Source organism: Campylobacter iguaniorum (assembly GCF_000736415.1).
Lineage (GTDB): Bacteria > Campylobacterota > Campylobacteria > Campylobacterales > Campylobacteraceae > Campylobacter > Campylobacter iguaniorum.
In genome coordinates this window covers 1,586,722-1,602,784 of the sequence record NZ_CP009043.1, presented here as the reverse complement: position 1 = coordinate 1,602,784, position 16,063 = coordinate 1,586,722, and the positions used below count along the sequence as shown (strand labels likewise).

Genomic DNA, 16,063 nt, shown 5'->3' with positions numbered 1-16,063 from the left:
TGAGCTTAAATTTAATACTCATAAGTCTCCTCATCGCTATCACTATCGTCGTAGTCATAGTCGTTTTCATCGTAATTATAATCATAGCCGTTTGACTTTTCGTCAAAGCCCTCATCGTCATAGTTTTCGTCTATTTCTTCATCTTCTACTTCATCAAATTCATCACGCATTTTTACTCTCCTTTGAATTTATAAAATCATACTCAATTTTTGGTAATTTTTCAATATATAAGCTTTGAGATGGGAATGCAAAATCCACTTCATACTTGCTTAAAATATCCATGATTTTTAGCATTACATCTTGTTTGGTTTCTAAAAACTCTCCCCAAATCACAGTTTTGCTAAAGCAATATATCAAGATATTTATGGAGTTATCGCCAAACTCATCAAGGACTACAAAAAGGTTGCTTTTGTACCCTGCTAGGTCATCTACTGAGACCATATTTTGCTTATATTTTAATCTGACGTCTTTTGAGTTTAGGGCGCTGTCTTCGCCACTTTTTGCGATGCCTGGGTGGTTTTGGAGCATAGTTTTTATCTCGTTTATGCACTCTTTTATCTGTGCTGGAGTACTAGAATAGGTCAGACCTATACTCATTTTTATCTGCCTGCCTATCTTTCTTCTGTTCCAGTTTTTGACATTTTCGCTCATTATCTTTGAGTTTGGCACGAATACTAAGGAGTTGTCAAATGTCCTTATAGTCGTCTTTCTAAGTCCTACTTCGACGACAGTCCCTTCCACTCCAGCACAAACTATCCAATCGCCTTGACTAAATGAGTTGTCAAACAAAAGCAAAATCGAAGCAAAAAAGTTGGCTATGATGTCTTTTGTAGCTAGAGCTACAGCAAGACCACCAATACCAAGTGAAGCAATAAGCGTGCTTATATCAAATCCAAGCCTGCTTAAAATCATCAAAATCGCTATAATGATAATGATAAAATATAGAATTTTAATGATTAAATTTACCACTTCTTTGCGGCCACTTTTTTGAGCTAATTTGCTTAGTGCGACCATGCCATAGCCATCAAGCATTCCGACAAACAGCCACGAAATAAGCACGATGTAGATGATGACAAATAAATTTGCGATCCTTATAGGAACTGGGCTTGGATAGAAAAATACGCTCAAACACACATCGACAGAATACGCTATCAAAAACACTGAAATCGGTCTTCTTATGATAGAGATGAACTGCTCTCTTAGGGTTTGGTTTTCTATCTTTTCTTTGTGTAAAAATATGGTAAATAGCACAAATATGATCTTAGAAAGCGATTTGCGAAGAGATATAAAAAACACAAATATAGCAATAATTAGTATAAATTTGCCAAAGTTAAATTTGTTTGTGTCAAATGGTACTAGCTCATTTATGTAGTTTATCACGACTTTTAAATTTAGGCTTGAAAATAAAAAGTTGCTAGCTAGCAAATCAGAATGGCTGCTTAGGTAGCTAAGGATCTCTTCGTAGGTTTGTTTTTGGATATCTAAATTTAGCAGTAAGTCGCTAAAATCGCTTTTGTTCGTTTCGCTTAGACTGTCTTTTAGAGCTTTTAAATCATGATAGCTGTCTGTTTGAACCGATATAATACCGTTTTGGAGTATGGAGTTTATCTCGCTTTGATCGGCGTTTGCTTTAAATGCGTTGCTTAAGCTTAGCATAGCGTTATAAAAGCTAGATTTGATCTCTAGGCTTAGGATTTCTATTTTGGTTTGTATGTATTTATTGGAGCCTTCTTGGTAGTTTTTTATCCTTTTATCTAGCGTTTGCTTTAAGGAGTCAAATTCTTTTATATCTGCTTTTGAGTAGTTGGTGATAAAAACCGAAATGCTTTCTAAAAGCCTTTGTTTTTTCAAAGTGACCGCATCTAGCTCTTGATTTGTGCCATTTTTGTCTTTATTTTGATCTTTGATAATCAAAATTTGATGATTTATTGTTTTGATTTCGGTTATTACATCTATAAGATTTTTATCTTTATCTTGTCCGTAAGCAGACAAGCAGATACTAAAAATCAGCAAAAATTTGGTTATAAATTTTGTCATAGTCTATGCTCTTTTCAAGTAGTTGGAAGCTTGTTGTTTTTTCATCGTAGTTGTATACTTCGCCAGTTTCGATGATATAGTGCCAACCATAAATTTTTAGCTCTCCGCTTTGTATTTTTTCATTTACGTATGGAAATGTGTGGAGATTTTCTGTTGAGTTGATGATATTTAGGCGTTCAGTTATCCAAGCTCTTTTGGCTGGAGTCAGGTTTTTGTATTTTGAAACTTCATCTTTGATATCACTAATTAGTGCTAGCCAACGCTTTACAGTAGGGACTTTGTTTAGCTTTTCTTCGCTATCGTACAAGGCTTGGCAGCCACCGCAGTTGCTATGTCCGCAAACTATGATATTTTTGATTTGTAAGACGTTTATAGCGTATTCTATGGCTGAAGTCGTAGCCAAAAACTCCTCGCTCACGCGGTAATGCGGCACGATATTGCCTATATTTCTTACGACAAAAAGTTCGCCAGGAAGCGTGTTTGTGATTAAATTTGGAACCACTCTAGAATCTGCGCAACCGATAAAAAGCGTATGAGGCGTTTGCTTATCTCCAAGACTTTCAAAGAGTTGTTTATGCTCTAAGAAATCCTCTTCCATAAATTTAACAGCGCCATTGATGACATCATGCATATAAATTCCTATCTAGTCAATGTTTTTTGGATGGGTTGGTTTGCCAAGCAAGAATCCTTGCGCGTATTTTATACCATAATGTTTAATATGTTCTAAAATCTCAGTGCTTGCTACAAACTCTGCGACTACGTCGTATCCTTGTCTATTTGAAAACTCAACTATAGTTTGAACAACGCTTCTTGCATTTTCGTCAAATGGTAGTTTTTTGATGATTGAACCGTCGATTTTTAAGTAGTCGATGTTTAGCTCTAGCATACGGTAGTAGTTAGAATATCCACTACCAAAGTCATCTATAGCTAGTTTGCAGCCGTGATTTTTGATACCTTCGATAAATGGATTTATAGAGTCATAGTCGTCTATACCTTCACTTTCTAGGATTTCTACTGTTATGTGATTTGGATTTGAGCAAGCTTCTAGCTTTTGCATGAAGAGTTTTTTGACTGATTCATTTACCATATCGATACTAGAAAGGTTGAGCGAAAACTTCCTATCTTCAAAGGTTTCAACAAGGTCAAATGCTTTGTTTATGACTTGTTTGGTTAGTGCTGTGTAGAGCGAAGTCTTTTTGGCTATGTCTAAGAACTCGCCTGGATAGTGGATCTTGCCGTCTTTGTCTATTATACGGATTAAGGTTTCATACGACCAAATTTTAGGCTCTTTGCTGCTTTGGACATCGAATATTCCTTGACATTCTACTATAACGCTATTTTGGTTTAGAGCGTATTGGATCATTCTAGTGATGAGCTGGTTTTTGTGGTATTGTTGTTCGATTTGGTTGTTGTCTTGATAAAACGCTACTGTAAGGTCGTTTGCTTTTGCTTCGTGGTGAGCTAGTATGGCTTGGGTTAGTCTATTTGTGTTTTGCGTGTCTTGATCTGTGCTTATACCCATTGTTATATCAATATTTGGTAGAATTTCCCTACCATCATCAGTGGCTATATCTATGTTTTTTGCATTGATGTATTCTGCTATGTATTCTATGTCTTTTTGGACATTATTTCCATCATACCATATAGCAAACTCATCAAGCTGGATTCTGTATATGGTTGAGTTCATTTTATAAGTATCAACACAAAGCTTCAAAGTCTCAGCGATAGCTACAAGTATCAGATCCACAGTGGTGGTTTTGTAAAAAAATCTTAAATTTGTAAAGTGATTGATGTTGATATAAATAATAATACCTTTTTTCTTGTCATCTATCCTTTCCATAAGTGCGATGTGGTTGCCAAGTCCAGTTAATCTGTCTGTGAGTGAGGTATTTTTGATCTGCTGGGTTTTGAAATTTAACTCTTTTGTGATGAGCCTCTCTCTTGTTGTATCTTTTCGCAGTATTATGGCTCCATTTACGTCAAAATCGCTATCCAAGCTAGGAACAGCTACAATATTTCCATAAGCAAGTATGCCATTTTTGGTTTTTGAGATGAAGTTTTCGTACTTGCAAGATTGCTTTGTTTGGATATTTTTTAGTATTGTTTCGTATGTGTTTTGGTGCTGGGCGTTATTGCTTAAAAATGCGATATTGCGTCCTCTAACCTCTTCAAATTTATATCCACTAAGCAGCTCAAAAGCTTCATTTGCGTATGTTATTTTGCCATTTTTATTTATCATGACGATAGAGTCTGGAGCTAGCTTGATAAGCTCTCTAAACTGCATTATAGTCGCTACGCTCGTTCTGTTTGCTTGGCTTAGATAGATATTTCTAATAGATGAGATAAGAATAATTAAAAATAAAAGCAATATAGCCATAACCATAGTTTGTGTATTTTCTTTGAAATACTCATCTAAAGCCTTGTTTAGAAGGATTAAATTTGTCTCTATGTTTAGCTCATGGTTTTTGATATTTAGACTAGAAAATGTGTGTAGATGGTCTATTGCATCTTTGATTTTTGTTAAAAATATATAGTCGATACTGCCAGTGTCTTTTACATTTTCTAAAAGCCTTTTTGAGTCTTCTTCAAACGTTTTTTCGTCTATTTTTATACCAAATTTATTTAAAATCAAACTCGAATAAAGCGCACTTGTGATGTTTATATTTTTAGTAAATTTAAGATTTTCTCCAAGATATACGACTATGTCGCCGTTTAGGGATTTTAGCGTTTGATACTGTTGTATGAGGTCTGATTTTTTTTTGAATATGGCTTCTATGTGATCGAATAACTCTTTGTTTTTTGCGATAAAAAAGAATTTGGTAAAGTCGTTTGAGTTTTTCATTTCTGATAGAGTTTCATAAATTTTTTTGATACTTATATTTAAGTTATCGAAATTTACCATAACAAGCTCTTTACTAAGCTCTAAATCTATTTTTTTGTTGATATTATCTATTTCATAAATCTTTGAGTTCCACTCGTGGTTTTTGATGATGAGATTGCTGGTTTGTAGTATAAAAAATCCACAAGCGATGCTAAGTGTGATTATGAGGACAACGACGATTTTGCCTATGCTATATTTTTTATTCATATAATATCTCCGGAGTTTGACCTGTTAAAGAAAGGAAAAATTTATGCAAGTATTCATACTCTTCATTACTCATATGTTTTCTGACTAAAATTTTATCTGCGAATTGTATTACGTTGTATAGTGATGACTTGCTGCCATCGTGAAAATACGGCGTTGTGATTGCTATGTTTCTCAAAGTCGGCACTTTTATGAGTATTTTGTGATATTTGTCTGTGGATAAAAACCTGCTAATTATATTTCCGCCTATATTTATGCCGTTGTGACAGTTCGAGCAGCCGTACTGAATGAAGAGATCAAAGCCCTTTTTTTCATCGCTATTTAAGGCAGTTTCGTTGCCATCAAGATACATATCAAATTTGCTAAGTGGCGTTACTAACGCTTTTATAAACTCATAAACGCTATCAACGACATTTTCAAAAGTCACTTCGCCATAAAGGTGGTTAAATTTAAATTTATAGTTTGGGTTTTTTTCTATGCGTTCTATTATTAGTTTTTTGCTACTTCCAAGCTCTGTGGGATTTAAAAAAGAGTCTTCTATCTTGATTTTTAGATCTCTTTGTGAACCATCAAATGAGTACAAAAAATTATAATACGCATTTAGCAAAGTAGGTGGGTTTGGGTACATATTGTTTGATGTAAGGCTCTTATTTTGCACGATATTGTGGCACATTTCGCAAGATGTTTTTTTATCCGTGCTAAGCCTTATATCGCTAAAAAGAGCTTTGCCAAGCAAGGCTTTTTCTTTATCATATTTTGGCATTTTTACAATAGGCGTAAACATAGTGCTTCTTACTTCGCCAAAAGCTGGACAAATAAGCAAAAAGATTACCAAAAATAGCGTTTTTATCATAATACCAAAACTTTCATTGATGAGCTTAAATTTTCTTCTATAAAGCCATCTTTTACTAAATTTTTTAACTCTTCAAAGACTTCGTTTTTGTCAAATTTACACTCATTGATCTCAAGATGCCAAAGCACGTTTTCGAATGTCGCTGCCAAATCTCTTTTGGCGGTTCTAAACTCTTCTAAAACAGTGCTTTTGTAGTTTATTTTATTTTTTATGAGGTAGTTTTCAAATTTCAAAGCCGTATTTTGGGAGTTTTTTCTACCAAATTTAGCAAAAAACGGCTCAAGCAAATCTGAGCTTCTTTGGGCTTGCCAGTTCATATAAACTCTAGTTTTGCCAAGACTTAAAAACTTTGCAAAGTCGTTTTCATCTTTGAGGGCTGGTGACATAGTAAGAAACGAAATATCAAAATTTTCGCTGATTTCTTGCAAGCTTCCTACTTTTGTTTGGACGTTTTTTATCCCAAATTCGCTCGCTGTTTGGTTTAGGATTTCTAGCATTTTTGGGCTTGTATCCACGCCTAAAATAGACTTCGCAAATTTGGCTATATACAGAGTATAAACTCCAGTCCCACACCCAATATCAACGACACTTTTGGAGCTAAAATCAACCCCAGAGCTTCCCAAAAAATCAAAAAATTCTATTTGGAATTCGCTCAAGCTATTTGTAAATTTTGGATATGATTTTGACTTTTTATCCCAGATATTTTCCAAAATTTACCTTTCTTGTTAAGATGAAATTTAATTGTATATAAAATAAACTTAAGCCCAAATAAGCTATTAAATTTTTAACTACATTTTTCACAAAGTCCCTTTATAACTACGCTTTTGACGCTTTTTCCAGGAAGTTTTGGAAGCTCTATTTCTTCAAGTTTATGGCAAGTTTCGCAGACGAAATACGCTTTTGCGTGGTCTGCAAGCTCATAAAAACTTTTATGGTCTATTTCATTTTTGATAATCAAATTTTTATCCAAAAGAATATCTAAATTTCTATAGATAGTCGTTTTGTTTGCTTTGATTTTTGTAAGAAATTCATCATAGCTTATGGGTTTATCATTGGCTTGTAAAATCTCTATGATGCTGACCCGAATGGGCGTCGGCGCTATAGAGTGTTCGTTTAAAAAAGTTGCTCCATCCATATCTTTATCCAAAGTTTTTAGTATGATAACATAAAAAAAATTAAAATTTAAGATTGTGGTTTGTTTTATGATAAAAAGTTAAGTTGCAACTAAGTTGCATTTGATATAATTTCGCAATTTTTATCAAATTTAAAAGGATTATATAATGAAAAAATTCCTAGCTTGTTTATGCTTTTTTGCCATAAGTATTTATGCAAAACCAGTCGTGACTGCAAGCATTTTGCCGACTAAATACTTTGTAGAGCAGATCGCAGGAGATAGCGTGGAGGTAAATGTGATGGTAGGAAGTGGCGCAGATCCGCATACTTATGAGCCGCGCCCCGAGCAGATGAGATTAGTAGAAAAAAGTGATATATTTTTTGCCGCTGGAATGGATTATGAGAGAGTTTGGCTAAGCAAATTAGTAAGTAATTTTCCAAATATGCAAATAGTCCAAACTGGTGCAAATGTAGAGTATTTGCCAATGTCAAATCACGCTCACCATGAAAATGAGAGCGAAGAAGAACACGCAAAACACACCCACCAAAAAGATGAAGCTAATGCTAAATTTAGCCTTGATCCACACATCTGGCTTGATCCAGTTTTAGTAAAAATCCAAGCAAAAAATATAGCAAACGCACTAATAGCAAAATATCCACAAAATAGGGCTTTGTATGAGCTAAATTTGGCTAAATTTGAAGTCAGGCTTGATGGGCTTGATAGTTTTGCAAAAGAGCAGTTAAATGGGCTTGAAAATAGAAATTTTATAGTTTATCATCCGTCTTGGGGATACTTTGCAAAGCGTTATAATCTAGTGCAAATCCCTATCGAAGTAGAGGGAAAAGAGCCCAAACCAAAAGAGCTTGCAAGCTTGATAAGTGAAGCTAGAGAAGAGGGCGTAAAAGTGATATTCGTCTCACCTCAGTTTTCTAAAAAATCAGCCTTGCTAATAGCCAAAGAAGCTGGTGCAAAAGTAGTTAGTATCGACCAGCTACCAAGCGATTGGATGAGCAGTATGCAAGAGACTATAAGGGCGTTTAAAGAGTCATTTTAGTGCAAATTTTGGATTTTAAATTTAAAAACGCTAAAATAACTTTCAAATTTAGCTTTGAAACGGCTAGCTTGGAGTATTTATGGTGTCAAATAAAGTAATTGTGTTATGAAAATACAGATAAAAGATGTGAGCTTTAGCTACGCTAATAGCGAGGTTTTAAGCGGCGTAAGCTTAGAGTATGATACGAAAGATTTTCTTAGTATAATCGGTGCAAATGGAAGTGGCAAAAGCACGCTTTTAAAGCTTATGATTGGACTTTTGGAGCCTAGTAGCGGCGAGATTTTGATCGGTGGCAAAAACCCTAAAAAAGCAGACACAAGCTACGTCCCGCAAAATATACCAGTAAATGCGGCATTTCCAATCAGCGTTTTAGAAGTCGTTTTGATGGGGCGAATAGATAAAAAAATATTTGGTTTTTATAGTAAAAATGACAAAAAAGAGGCTCTAAAAGCTCTAAATTTAGTCGGTATGGAGGAGTTTGCAAATAGGCGTATAAGTGAGCTCAGTGGCGGTCAAAGGCAAAGAGTTTATATCGCTAGAGCGCTCCAAGCAAATGCAAAAGTCTTGATGTTAGATGAGCCAACAGCCAGTATAGACGCACGTGGTCAGGCTGAAATCTACTCTATTTTATCCCAAATAAACAAGCAAGGAACAGGCATAATAATGGTAAGCCACGATATAAATATGGCCTTGAACTTTTCAAATTTGGTCGCTTACGTGGATAAAAAGATATTTTTGCACGATGTTGGTGGATTTCGTGATAATAAAGCCTTTATCAATCATCTAAGTCACAACCACGAGCATTTTTGTGACGTCGAACTTGCCCTAAAAAAATGTGGCTGTAACACAAAATGGAGAACACTTTGATAGATGCGATTTTAAACTATGAATTTATGCAAAATGCTTTGATAGCTGGCATTTTAGTAAGCATTGCTTGTGGGATTATTGGTTCGCTTACTATCATAAACAAAATGACCTTCATAGCTGGTGGCGTGGCACATGGGGCTTATGGCGGGATCGGGCTGGCGTTTTTTGTGGGATTTGCACCGCTTCTTGGAGCGAGTATTTTTGCTGTAGCTCTTGGGCTTTTGATAGCATTTATAAGCATGGAAAACAAAGAGCGAGTCGATAGCATTATCGGGGCTTTGTGGGCTTTTGGTATGGCTTTTGGTATTATATTAGTCGATCTTACGCCTGGATATAATGTGGATTTGATGAGTTATCTTTTTGGCTCGATTTTGGCTGTTCCAAAGAGTGATTTGTATTTTATGGCTATTTTGGACGTTATTTTTATACTTTTTGTTTTGCTATTTTATAGGCAAATTTGCGCTGTGAGTTTTGATAGTGAGTTTGCAAAATTACGTGGCGTGAAAACTAGCGTTTTTTACTATGCAATAACTGCTTTAATGGCACTTTGCGTGGTGGCTACTATAAGAGTTGTGGGGCTGATTTTGGTTATTGCTCTGCTTACTATTCCTCCATTTGTCGCTGAGAAATTTAGCTCAAATTTAGGTGTAATGATGATTTTATCTTCTGTTACGTCGGCATTTTTTACAGTTGTTGGGCTTTGGCTTAGCTTCACATATAATCTCACAAGTGGAGCTAGTATTATTTTGGTCGCGACTCTGTTTTTCTTCCTAACTCAAATCATCTATAAAATCAAATCAGTCTAATTTTATAGATGAGTTTTTGACTAAATTTGAACCAAGTTCGCTAAAAAGCACCCCAAAAAGTATCGCCACAGCACCACAAATTTGAGCCATACTCAAAACTTCCCCACCAAAAAAATACCCGATAATCCCAGCGCTTACTGGCTCAAGAGTAAGGATTAGGGCAGTTTTGGTCGGTGTGGTGTAGACTTGGGCGTATGTCTGAACGAAATACGCAAACACTGTGGCAAAAACAGCGCAAACAACAATGGCTATCAAAAAGTCTGCCTCAAGGCTAAACTCAAGCCCGCCAAGCACGCTTTTAGCATTATCTTCCCCAAAAAACACCGCGCCCAAAAAGCACAAAAACGCCACAGCAAAAAACTGAGAAACCACCATGGCATAGATGTTGCATTTTTGTACTAAAACCCCAGTAAATGCGATATGCAAGGCGTAGCAAATAGCACAAATTATAGCCAAACTCTCTCCAAGCCCAAATCCAAGCCCTTCATTTCCGCTCAAAAAATACAGCCCAATGATGGCTATAAAAGCACCTGCAAATGCAAATTTATTGACGCTTTGTTTGAAAAATATAAGCATAGAAAATGGCACTACAACGACATTTAGCCCAGTGATAAAAGCCACAGTGGAACTATAAGTAAATTTGAGCGCGTAAGTTTGCAAAGTAAATCCACCAAATAGCCAAAATCCCAAAAACAAGCCACAAAGAATGGAAATCTTGTCAAATTTAATCACTTTTATCGTCAAAATATACATCAAAATAACGGCCAGTAAAAATCTCCAAAACAAAAAGCTAAAAACATTTATACTCTTTATCGCTTCAGCCACAGGCAAAAACGTCCCGCCCCAAGAGATCGCCACAAAAACTAGTAATAACTCTGCTACAATATTTTTTTTCAACTCAAATCCTTGCCAAAATGGCGTTAATTTTATCATAATAAAATTTAAGATATAATTACGCCTTTTTATTTAAGGATATCAATGGAAATCATTTTTTTGGCTATTGCTTTAGCTATGGATAGCGTGGCTTTAAGCATGGCAAATGGTGCAAGGTGTAAAAATCTAAATTTGGCTGACGTGCTAAAAATGTCGTTTATTTTTGGTCTGGCTCAGGCTATTATGCCAGCTGTTGGTTATGTTTTTGGGCTTGCTTTTGTTAAATTTATAGCTTCGATAGATCATTTTATCGCTTTTGTGATTCTTACGTTTTTGGGTGCAAAAATGATAAAAGAGAGCAAGGATATGGATCCTAAGTGTTCGCTAAATTTAAATCTCAGAATGCTTATGCTTGGAGCAATCGCCACAAGTATCGACGCACTTGCAGTCGGTGTGACGCTTAGTTTTGGTGATGCAAATATTTATGAAGCCTGTTTGATTATCGGGGCGGTTTGCTTTATTTTGTGTGTGGCGGCGAGCTTTGTTGGCAGGGTTTTGGGCGATATGCTTGAGAGTAAGGCCATGATTTTAGGCGGCGTGATACTTATAGCACTTGGTGTTAAAATTTTAGCCGAGCATTTGGGGGTTTTGCAGCTTTTGGGGCTCTAAAGTGAGCTTATAAACTCCGGTTTTGATTTTTTTGATTACGCCTTTTTGTTCGAGTAGTTTTAGGGTTTCGATGACTGTTGGTTTGCTTACATTTAGTTCGGAGCAGATTTCAGTTATTTTGTATTTTATGGTGCCATCTTCATAGGCGTTGCTGGCTAAAAACTCTATCACGGCAACCTTTTTTTCGCCTAAAATTTGCTTGAAAATCTCTATTACCAAATCAGACTTCCTAAGACAAAAATCCAAATCAAACTAGCCAAGCTAATGCTTAAAAAAACAGCTGCACTTCCAGCGTCTTTGGCTTTTTTGGCAAGCTCGTTATACTCTTTTGTGACTAGATCTACGCATCTTTCGATAGCTGAGTTTATCGCCTCAACTATCAAAATCACAAAAAGTGAGCTGATTAAAAGCAGATGAAGAGCTAGGCTCAACTTCAAAAATAGTGAAAAAATCGCAAGCAAAATTATACAAAAAAGCTCTATTTTAAAGCTTTTTTCGTTTTTGATGATGTCTTTTAAACCATCAACTGCGTAGTTTGTGTTTTTAAAAAAGTTGTATTTTGGCTGGTTTCTCATGGGTTTCCTTATTTGGCAAATATATCTAAATTTGGATTATAAATCTCTGATTTGATACCAAAAAATCCAAGAATTGAGCTAAAAATATAGTCTTGTGAAAGCTCGCTATCTTTTAAATTTCTTAGCTTTTCAAGTCTTGTTTCATCATCTAAATATAGCATTGCAGGGACTTTGGTCTGGAATTCAGGTGCTAGAGCATAAGGCATACCATGCAAGTATATTCCATTTTCCCCAAGACTCTCCCCGTGATCGCTCACATAAAATAGCCCAGTTTCAAATTTGGTATTGTTTTTTAGCATATCAACGATTTTATTTACTATATAATCAGTGTATAAAATGGTATTATCGTATGTATTTACGATCTGCTCGTGGCTACAGTCTTTTAAAGTCGCAGTGTCGCAAGTGGGTTTGAACTTATCAAACTCTTTTGGGTAGCGTTTGAAATATGTCGGCCCATGGCTGCCTTGGAGGTGGACAACGATAAATGAAGTTTCGTTTGCGTCAGATATCTTTTTTTGTACATCTTCAAGCATAACTTCATCAAAATCCGTTCCGCCAAAATCTCTTGAGTCACTTGTCCTATCGCAAACTCCTTTACACCAGCCAGAGTTGTTGCCTAGCCATGAGACATTTACTTTTGCGGTTTTTAAGACGTCTAGTAAATTGCCAGTATTTGAGGCTTTGCTTGGGCTAAAATCACTTCTTGTGAAGTTAGAAAACATACAAGGAACGCTGATAGCTGTGCTTGTCCCACATGAGCTAAAATCGCTGAAACTAAGCAAATCATTTGCTTTTGAGTATGGGTTTGTATCGTGAAGAGAGTAGTTATTTATCGAATAATCAAAGCTTCTCGCAGTCTCGCCAAGCACAAAGACAAAAAGGCGTTTTGTATCATCATTCTTGGTCGCATCAAGTCCGATTTGTTTAAATGGTTCTTTTGGTGCAAGCGATTTGCTAAATTTGATAGTTGAATACAAGGGATAAAATGGCGTGGTGTAAAATCTAATGTCGTTGTGGTTTCTAAAAAATGGCACCAAATCCTTGCTAAGCGCGGCAAAAACTACGCCAAATAAAACCAAAAATGAAACCACAAAAATAGCTTTAGCTGCAAGCTCTTTGAAAAATGGTTTGTAGACAATTTTAACTTTTATTATAAAACCCACGACCAAAATGGCTAAAATCAGCCAAGGCAACATACTAAGGCTAAGCAAGTCTCGCACCTCTTTTGTGTCTGTTTGGACGGCATTTCTTATCATTTCGCTATCAAGTATCGTGCCATAAGTATTTATAAAATACGCGCCAATCACGCCAACGACAGCTAGAAAAATGCTAAGTGGTTTGGTGAGAAACGGCACAAATAAAAGCCCAAAAACTACGCCCATCAAAGCAAATATCAAAAATGGAATCGCGACCAAAACTAAAATGTCATTTGTCAAATTTGATACGCTAAAAGTGTAGGCGAAAAATTTGTAGTTTAGCAAGGTTAAAAACAGCGCAAAATATAAGGTAAATTTGTTTGAGCTTATAGACACAATGATCCTTTGAAATAAAAAGTGTCGAATTATAAATTTTATTAGTAACGTTTTGGTAATTACGCAGCTAATACTTAGTAAATTTAAAAAAATATTTTAAATTTAAAGTTATAATAAAAATAAAAGGATAAATTTTTGAAACTGATTTCGTGGAATGTAAATGGGCTTAGAGCAGTCGTGGGCAAAGACGCTTTTGCGTGGCTAGGAGAGCAAAATCCTGATTTTCTTGGACTTCAAGAGATAAAAGCCAGCGCGGATAAAGTGCCAAGCGAAGTTTATAATCTTGGATTTGAAAATATAAGTGTAAATTCGGGTTTAAGAGCCGGATATAGTGGAGTTATGAGCTTGGCTAAATTTGAGAGTGCGAGCTTCAAATCGCAGTTTTTTGATGATGATGAGGGTAGGGTTTTGGAGCATAGATTTGGCGATATTGTGCTTTTTAATATCTATTTTCCAAACGGACAAAGTGGTGATGACAGACTTAGCCACAAAATGGAGTTTTATGATAAATTTTTAGCCTATATTAATGAGCTAACAAAGCAAGGAAAAGGCGTGATATTTTGCGGAGATGTCAATACAGCTCACCGTGAAATCGACCTAAAAAATCCAAAAAGCAATGCCAAAACAAGCGGATTTTTGCCTGAGGAAAGAGCGTGGATCGACCGCGTTTTGGAATCGGGGTTTATCGATACTTTTAGGTTTATTCATGGTGACGTGAGTGATGCATATTCTTGGTGGAGCTATAGATTTAATGCAAGAGCCAAAAATGTCGGCTGGAGAATCGACTACTTTTTCATCAGCCAAAATCTCAAAAGTAGGCTCAAAGACGCATTTATATTAAGCGATATAACTGGCAGCGACCATTGTCCTGTAGGTATTGAGATAGAGCTGTAAATCATCTTATATTGTGTAAATTTTTAATGTATATTTGTGCTATATTTGGTTAGAATAGCCCTTTTTAATTTATAAAAAGGCTTAAATTTTGAAAAAGTATATCTCACATTTTTTTACATTTGCACTGTTTATATTTGCCATGGTTATTGTAGCAAGATACAAGGCTACCCCCCCCTATGCGTTAATCTTTAACACAATACAATTTTTACTGATTTTTTCGGCAGCATTTGTTTTAAGCGGACAATGGCTAAGAGCTATAAATTTTAGCTCTATTTTTACGATTTGTGTTTATTATCTTTCAAATTTAACATATCATTTTTATAAAAAACCACTTTTTATATCAGATTTTTTAGTATTTTTTGATGTTTCAAACTGGCCTATTGTGTTTGAATATAAAAGCCTTATATTTATCATTTTGATTTATATTTTGGTGTTAGGGTATGGGGTTTGGGCGTATAGAAATACTAAAAAATCAAGCTTTAAAATACGTTTTGGCTTTTTGGTGTTTTTTATATTTTTGATTTTCTTAGATGCGTTTTTGATCCAAACAAAACTTATGAAAGAGCACTGGGCAAAAACATTTCCTCACGCAAAAGAGATAAGTATGAATCTAGCTATGTCGTTTGGAAGCTTGGAATATAGCTCGCCTAAATTTGGTGATAATTATGAATATTTCAAAGAAAAAATGAGAGATGTGAAGCCTTATAAAACCTCAAATTTAAAGCCAAATTTGGTGTTGTGGCTGCAAGAAAGCACAGTTGATGCATCGCTATATGAGCCAAATTTAAAGCAAGTCCCTATGTTTGAAGGTAGTGAGTTTAAATTTAAAGCCTTTAATAGGGTTCATACTTTTGGCGGAGAGACGTTTAGAAGTGAGTTTGAGATACTTACTGGGCTTAATCCTGATGATTTTGGGAGTGGCTCATCGACGATTTTTTACAGTGGAACCAAACATATCAAATATTCTCTCCCTAAACTTCTAAAAGAGCAAGGGTATTTTGTAGTCGCCTTAAATCCTTTGCTGCCAAATTTTTTCAATGTTTATAATGCTTATATGGATTTGGGCGTGGATAAGTACTATCATCCGTCAAATTTGGATTGCGATAACGGTGAAGGATATAAAAATTTATGGCATCTTAGCAGTGAGAATTTTAGCAAATGTGTAAAAAAAATTTATGAATTGCACTCTAGTAGCAAACCGCTTTTTATCTATGCGACAACGATAAATGAGCATGTCCCGTACAATAGACACGAAAAGCCTAAATTTGGACTAAAAAACACTGTGCTTAGCGACTACTACGAAAGACAAATAGAGCTTAGCAATGCGACTATGGATTTTGATAAATTTATGCAACGTAGCAAAAAGCCTTATGTCTTTGCGTATTTTGGAGATCACCAAGGATTGCTCGGATTTAAAGAAAAAGATCTAAATTTGCCATACAAAAATCAGCTTTTTATAACCGGATTTTACGTCAAAGGTAGCAAAGAGATAAATGCTTCAATCTGGGATGATCTTGGAGAGCTTGGGCTAAATACTGCTACTTTACTTGAGCTTATGCAAATTAAACCAAACGAGCATTTTGAGGCGATTTATGCGATGAAAAAACTTTGTGGTGGCGTGGATGATTGTGAGAATAAAGAGCTTGTAAAAAGCTACAAAAGTTATATTTATGATTATTTAAAATCAGCTAGTAAAGAGTAAAT

Annotated in this window: 17 protein-coding genes; 6 read left to right on the top strand and 11 right to left on the bottom strand. The window is 35.4% G+C overall.

Features of this window, described 5'->3' with window-relative positions; genetic code table 11:
- Positions 1–11: 11 nt before the first annotated feature.
- The 7 genes from CIG1485E_RS09540 to CIG1485E_RS08095 all read right to left on the bottom strand — a co-directional run bounded on the left by CIG1485E_RS09540 (position 12) and on the right by CIG1485E_RS08095 (position 7,110).
- Complete coding sequence (locus CIG1485E_RS09540; RefSeq protein ID WP_200876034.1) at positions 12–170, bottom strand: hypothetical protein; 159 nt, start codon at positions 168–170, stop codon at positions 12–14.
- Complete coding sequence (locus CIG1485E_RS08120; protein WP_038455307.1) at positions 163–2,037, bottom strand: mechanosensitive ion channel family protein; 1,875 nt, start codon at positions 2,035–2,037, stop codon at positions 163–165. Before CIG1485E_RS08120 ends, CIG1485E_RS09540 begins: the two co-directional genes overlap by 8 nt.
- Entirely contained in the window at positions 2,000–2,668 is a 669-nt protein-coding gene (locus CIG1485E_RS08115) for a carbonic anhydrase (RefSeq protein WP_038455305.1), read from the bottom strand. The genes CIG1485E_RS08120 and CIG1485E_RS08115 overlap by 38 nt, the downstream gene beginning before the upstream one ends.
- A gap of 12 nt (positions 2,669–2,680) precedes the next feature.
- Positions 2,681–5,125 (bottom strand): EAL domain-containing protein, encoded by a 2,445-nt coding sequence (locus CIG1485E_RS08110; RefSeq protein ID WP_038455303.1) that lies wholly within the window; start codon positions 5,123–5,125, stop codon positions 2,681–2,683.
- On the bottom strand, positions 5,118–5,975 hold the full coding sequence (locus tag CIG1485E_RS08105; protein ID WP_051870962.1) for a cytochrome-c peroxidase: 858 nt from the start codon (positions 5,973–5,975) through the stop codon (positions 5,118–5,120). The genes CIG1485E_RS08110 and CIG1485E_RS08105 overlap by 8 nt, the downstream gene beginning before the upstream one ends.
- Complete coding sequence (locus tag CIG1485E_RS08100; protein WP_038455302.1) at positions 5,972–6,685, bottom strand: class I SAM-dependent methyltransferase; 714 nt, start codon at positions 6,683–6,685, stop codon at positions 5,972–5,974. The genes CIG1485E_RS08105 and CIG1485E_RS08100 overlap by 4 nt, the downstream gene beginning before the upstream one ends.
- Before the next feature lie 74 nt (positions 6,686–6,759).
- The gene (locus CIG1485E_RS08095) at positions 6,760–7,110 is read right to left on the bottom strand and encodes a Fur family transcriptional regulator (RefSeq protein ID WP_038455300.1); all 351 of its coding nucleotides are present in this window, start codon (positions 7,108–7,110) and stop codon (positions 6,760–6,762) included.
- Positions 7,111–7,255: 145 nt separating this feature from the next.
- Between CIG1485E_RS08095 and CIG1485E_RS08090 the strand changes: the two genes are divergently transcribed.
- The 3 genes from CIG1485E_RS08090 (at position 7,256) to CIG1485E_RS08080 (ending at position 9,816) form a co-directional block, all read left to right on the top strand.
- Positions 7,256–8,143, top strand: coding sequence for a metal ABC transporter solute-binding protein, Zn/Mn family (locus CIG1485E_RS08090; RefSeq protein WP_038455298.1), 888 nt, complete (start codon positions 7,256–7,258; stop codon positions 8,141–8,143).
- A 105-nt stretch (positions 8,144–8,248) separates the two neighbouring features.
- Positions 8,249–9,010, top strand: coding sequence for a metal ABC transporter ATP-binding protein (locus tag CIG1485E_RS08085; protein ID WP_038455295.1), 762 nt, complete (start codon positions 8,249–8,251; stop codon positions 9,008–9,010).
- Positions 9,010–9,816, top strand: a complete 807-nt coding sequence (locus tag CIG1485E_RS08080; RefSeq protein ID WP_144242193.1) for a metal ABC transporter permease — start codon at positions 9,010–9,012, stop codon at positions 9,814–9,816. Before CIG1485E_RS08085 ends, CIG1485E_RS08080 begins: the two co-directional genes overlap by 1 nt.
- Here CIG1485E_RS08080 and CIG1485E_RS08075 read toward each other — a convergent pair.
- Positions 9,808–10,713 (bottom strand): DMT family transporter, encoded by a 906-nt coding sequence (locus tag CIG1485E_RS08075; RefSeq protein ID WP_038455726.1) that lies wholly within the window; start codon positions 10,711–10,713, stop codon positions 9,808–9,810. The genes CIG1485E_RS08080 and CIG1485E_RS08075 overlap by 9 nt on opposite strands.
- Positions 10,714–10,794: 81 nt before the next feature.
- Here CIG1485E_RS08075 and CIG1485E_RS08070 point away from each other — a divergent pair, with 81 nt between their 5' ends.
- A complete protein-coding gene (locus CIG1485E_RS08070) occupies positions 10,795–11,358 on the top strand; it encodes a manganese efflux pump MntP (protein WP_038455291.1) in 564 nt (187 codons plus the stop codon).
- Here the strand turns inward: CIG1485E_RS08070 and CIG1485E_RS08065 are convergent.
- From CIG1485E_RS08065 to CIG1485E_RS08055, 3 genes are read right to left on the bottom strand one after another with little or no spacing between them, the layout of a single operon-like run.
- Positions 11,317–11,577: a replication/maintenance protein RepL gene (locus CIG1485E_RS08065; RefSeq protein WP_144242184.1), complete on the bottom strand. Its 261-nt coding sequence runs from the start codon at positions 11,575–11,577 to the stop codon at positions 11,317–11,319. The two genes, CIG1485E_RS08070 and CIG1485E_RS08065, sit on opposite strands and share 42 nt — an antisense overlap.
- Positions 11,571–11,933: a diacylglycerol kinase gene (locus tag CIG1485E_RS08060; protein WP_038455289.1), complete on the bottom strand. Its 363-nt coding sequence runs from the start codon at positions 11,931–11,933 to the stop codon at positions 11,571–11,573. Before CIG1485E_RS08060 ends, CIG1485E_RS08065 begins: the two co-directional genes overlap by 7 nt.
- Before the next feature lie 8 nt (positions 11,934–11,941).
- Positions 11,942–13,465, bottom strand: coding sequence for a phosphoethanolamine transferase (locus CIG1485E_RS08055; protein WP_051870959.1), 1,524 nt, complete (start codon positions 13,463–13,465; stop codon positions 11,942–11,944).
- A gap of 135 nt (positions 13,466–13,600) precedes the next feature.
- Between CIG1485E_RS08055 and CIG1485E_RS08050 the strand changes: the two genes are divergently transcribed.
- Together CIG1485E_RS08050 and CIG1485E_RS08045 are read left to right on the top strand one after the other, a co-directional pair.
- On the top strand, positions 13,601–14,359 hold the full coding sequence (locus tag CIG1485E_RS08050; protein WP_038455285.1) for an exodeoxyribonuclease III: 759 nt from the start codon (positions 13,601–13,603) through the stop codon (positions 14,357–14,359).
- 88 nt (positions 14,360–14,447) lie between these two features.
- Positions 14,448–16,061, top strand: coding sequence for a sulfatase-like hydrolase/transferase (locus tag CIG1485E_RS08045; protein ID WP_200876033.1), 1,614 nt, complete (start codon positions 14,448–14,450; stop codon positions 16,059–16,061).
- Positions 16,062–16,063: the final 2 nt, after the last annotated feature.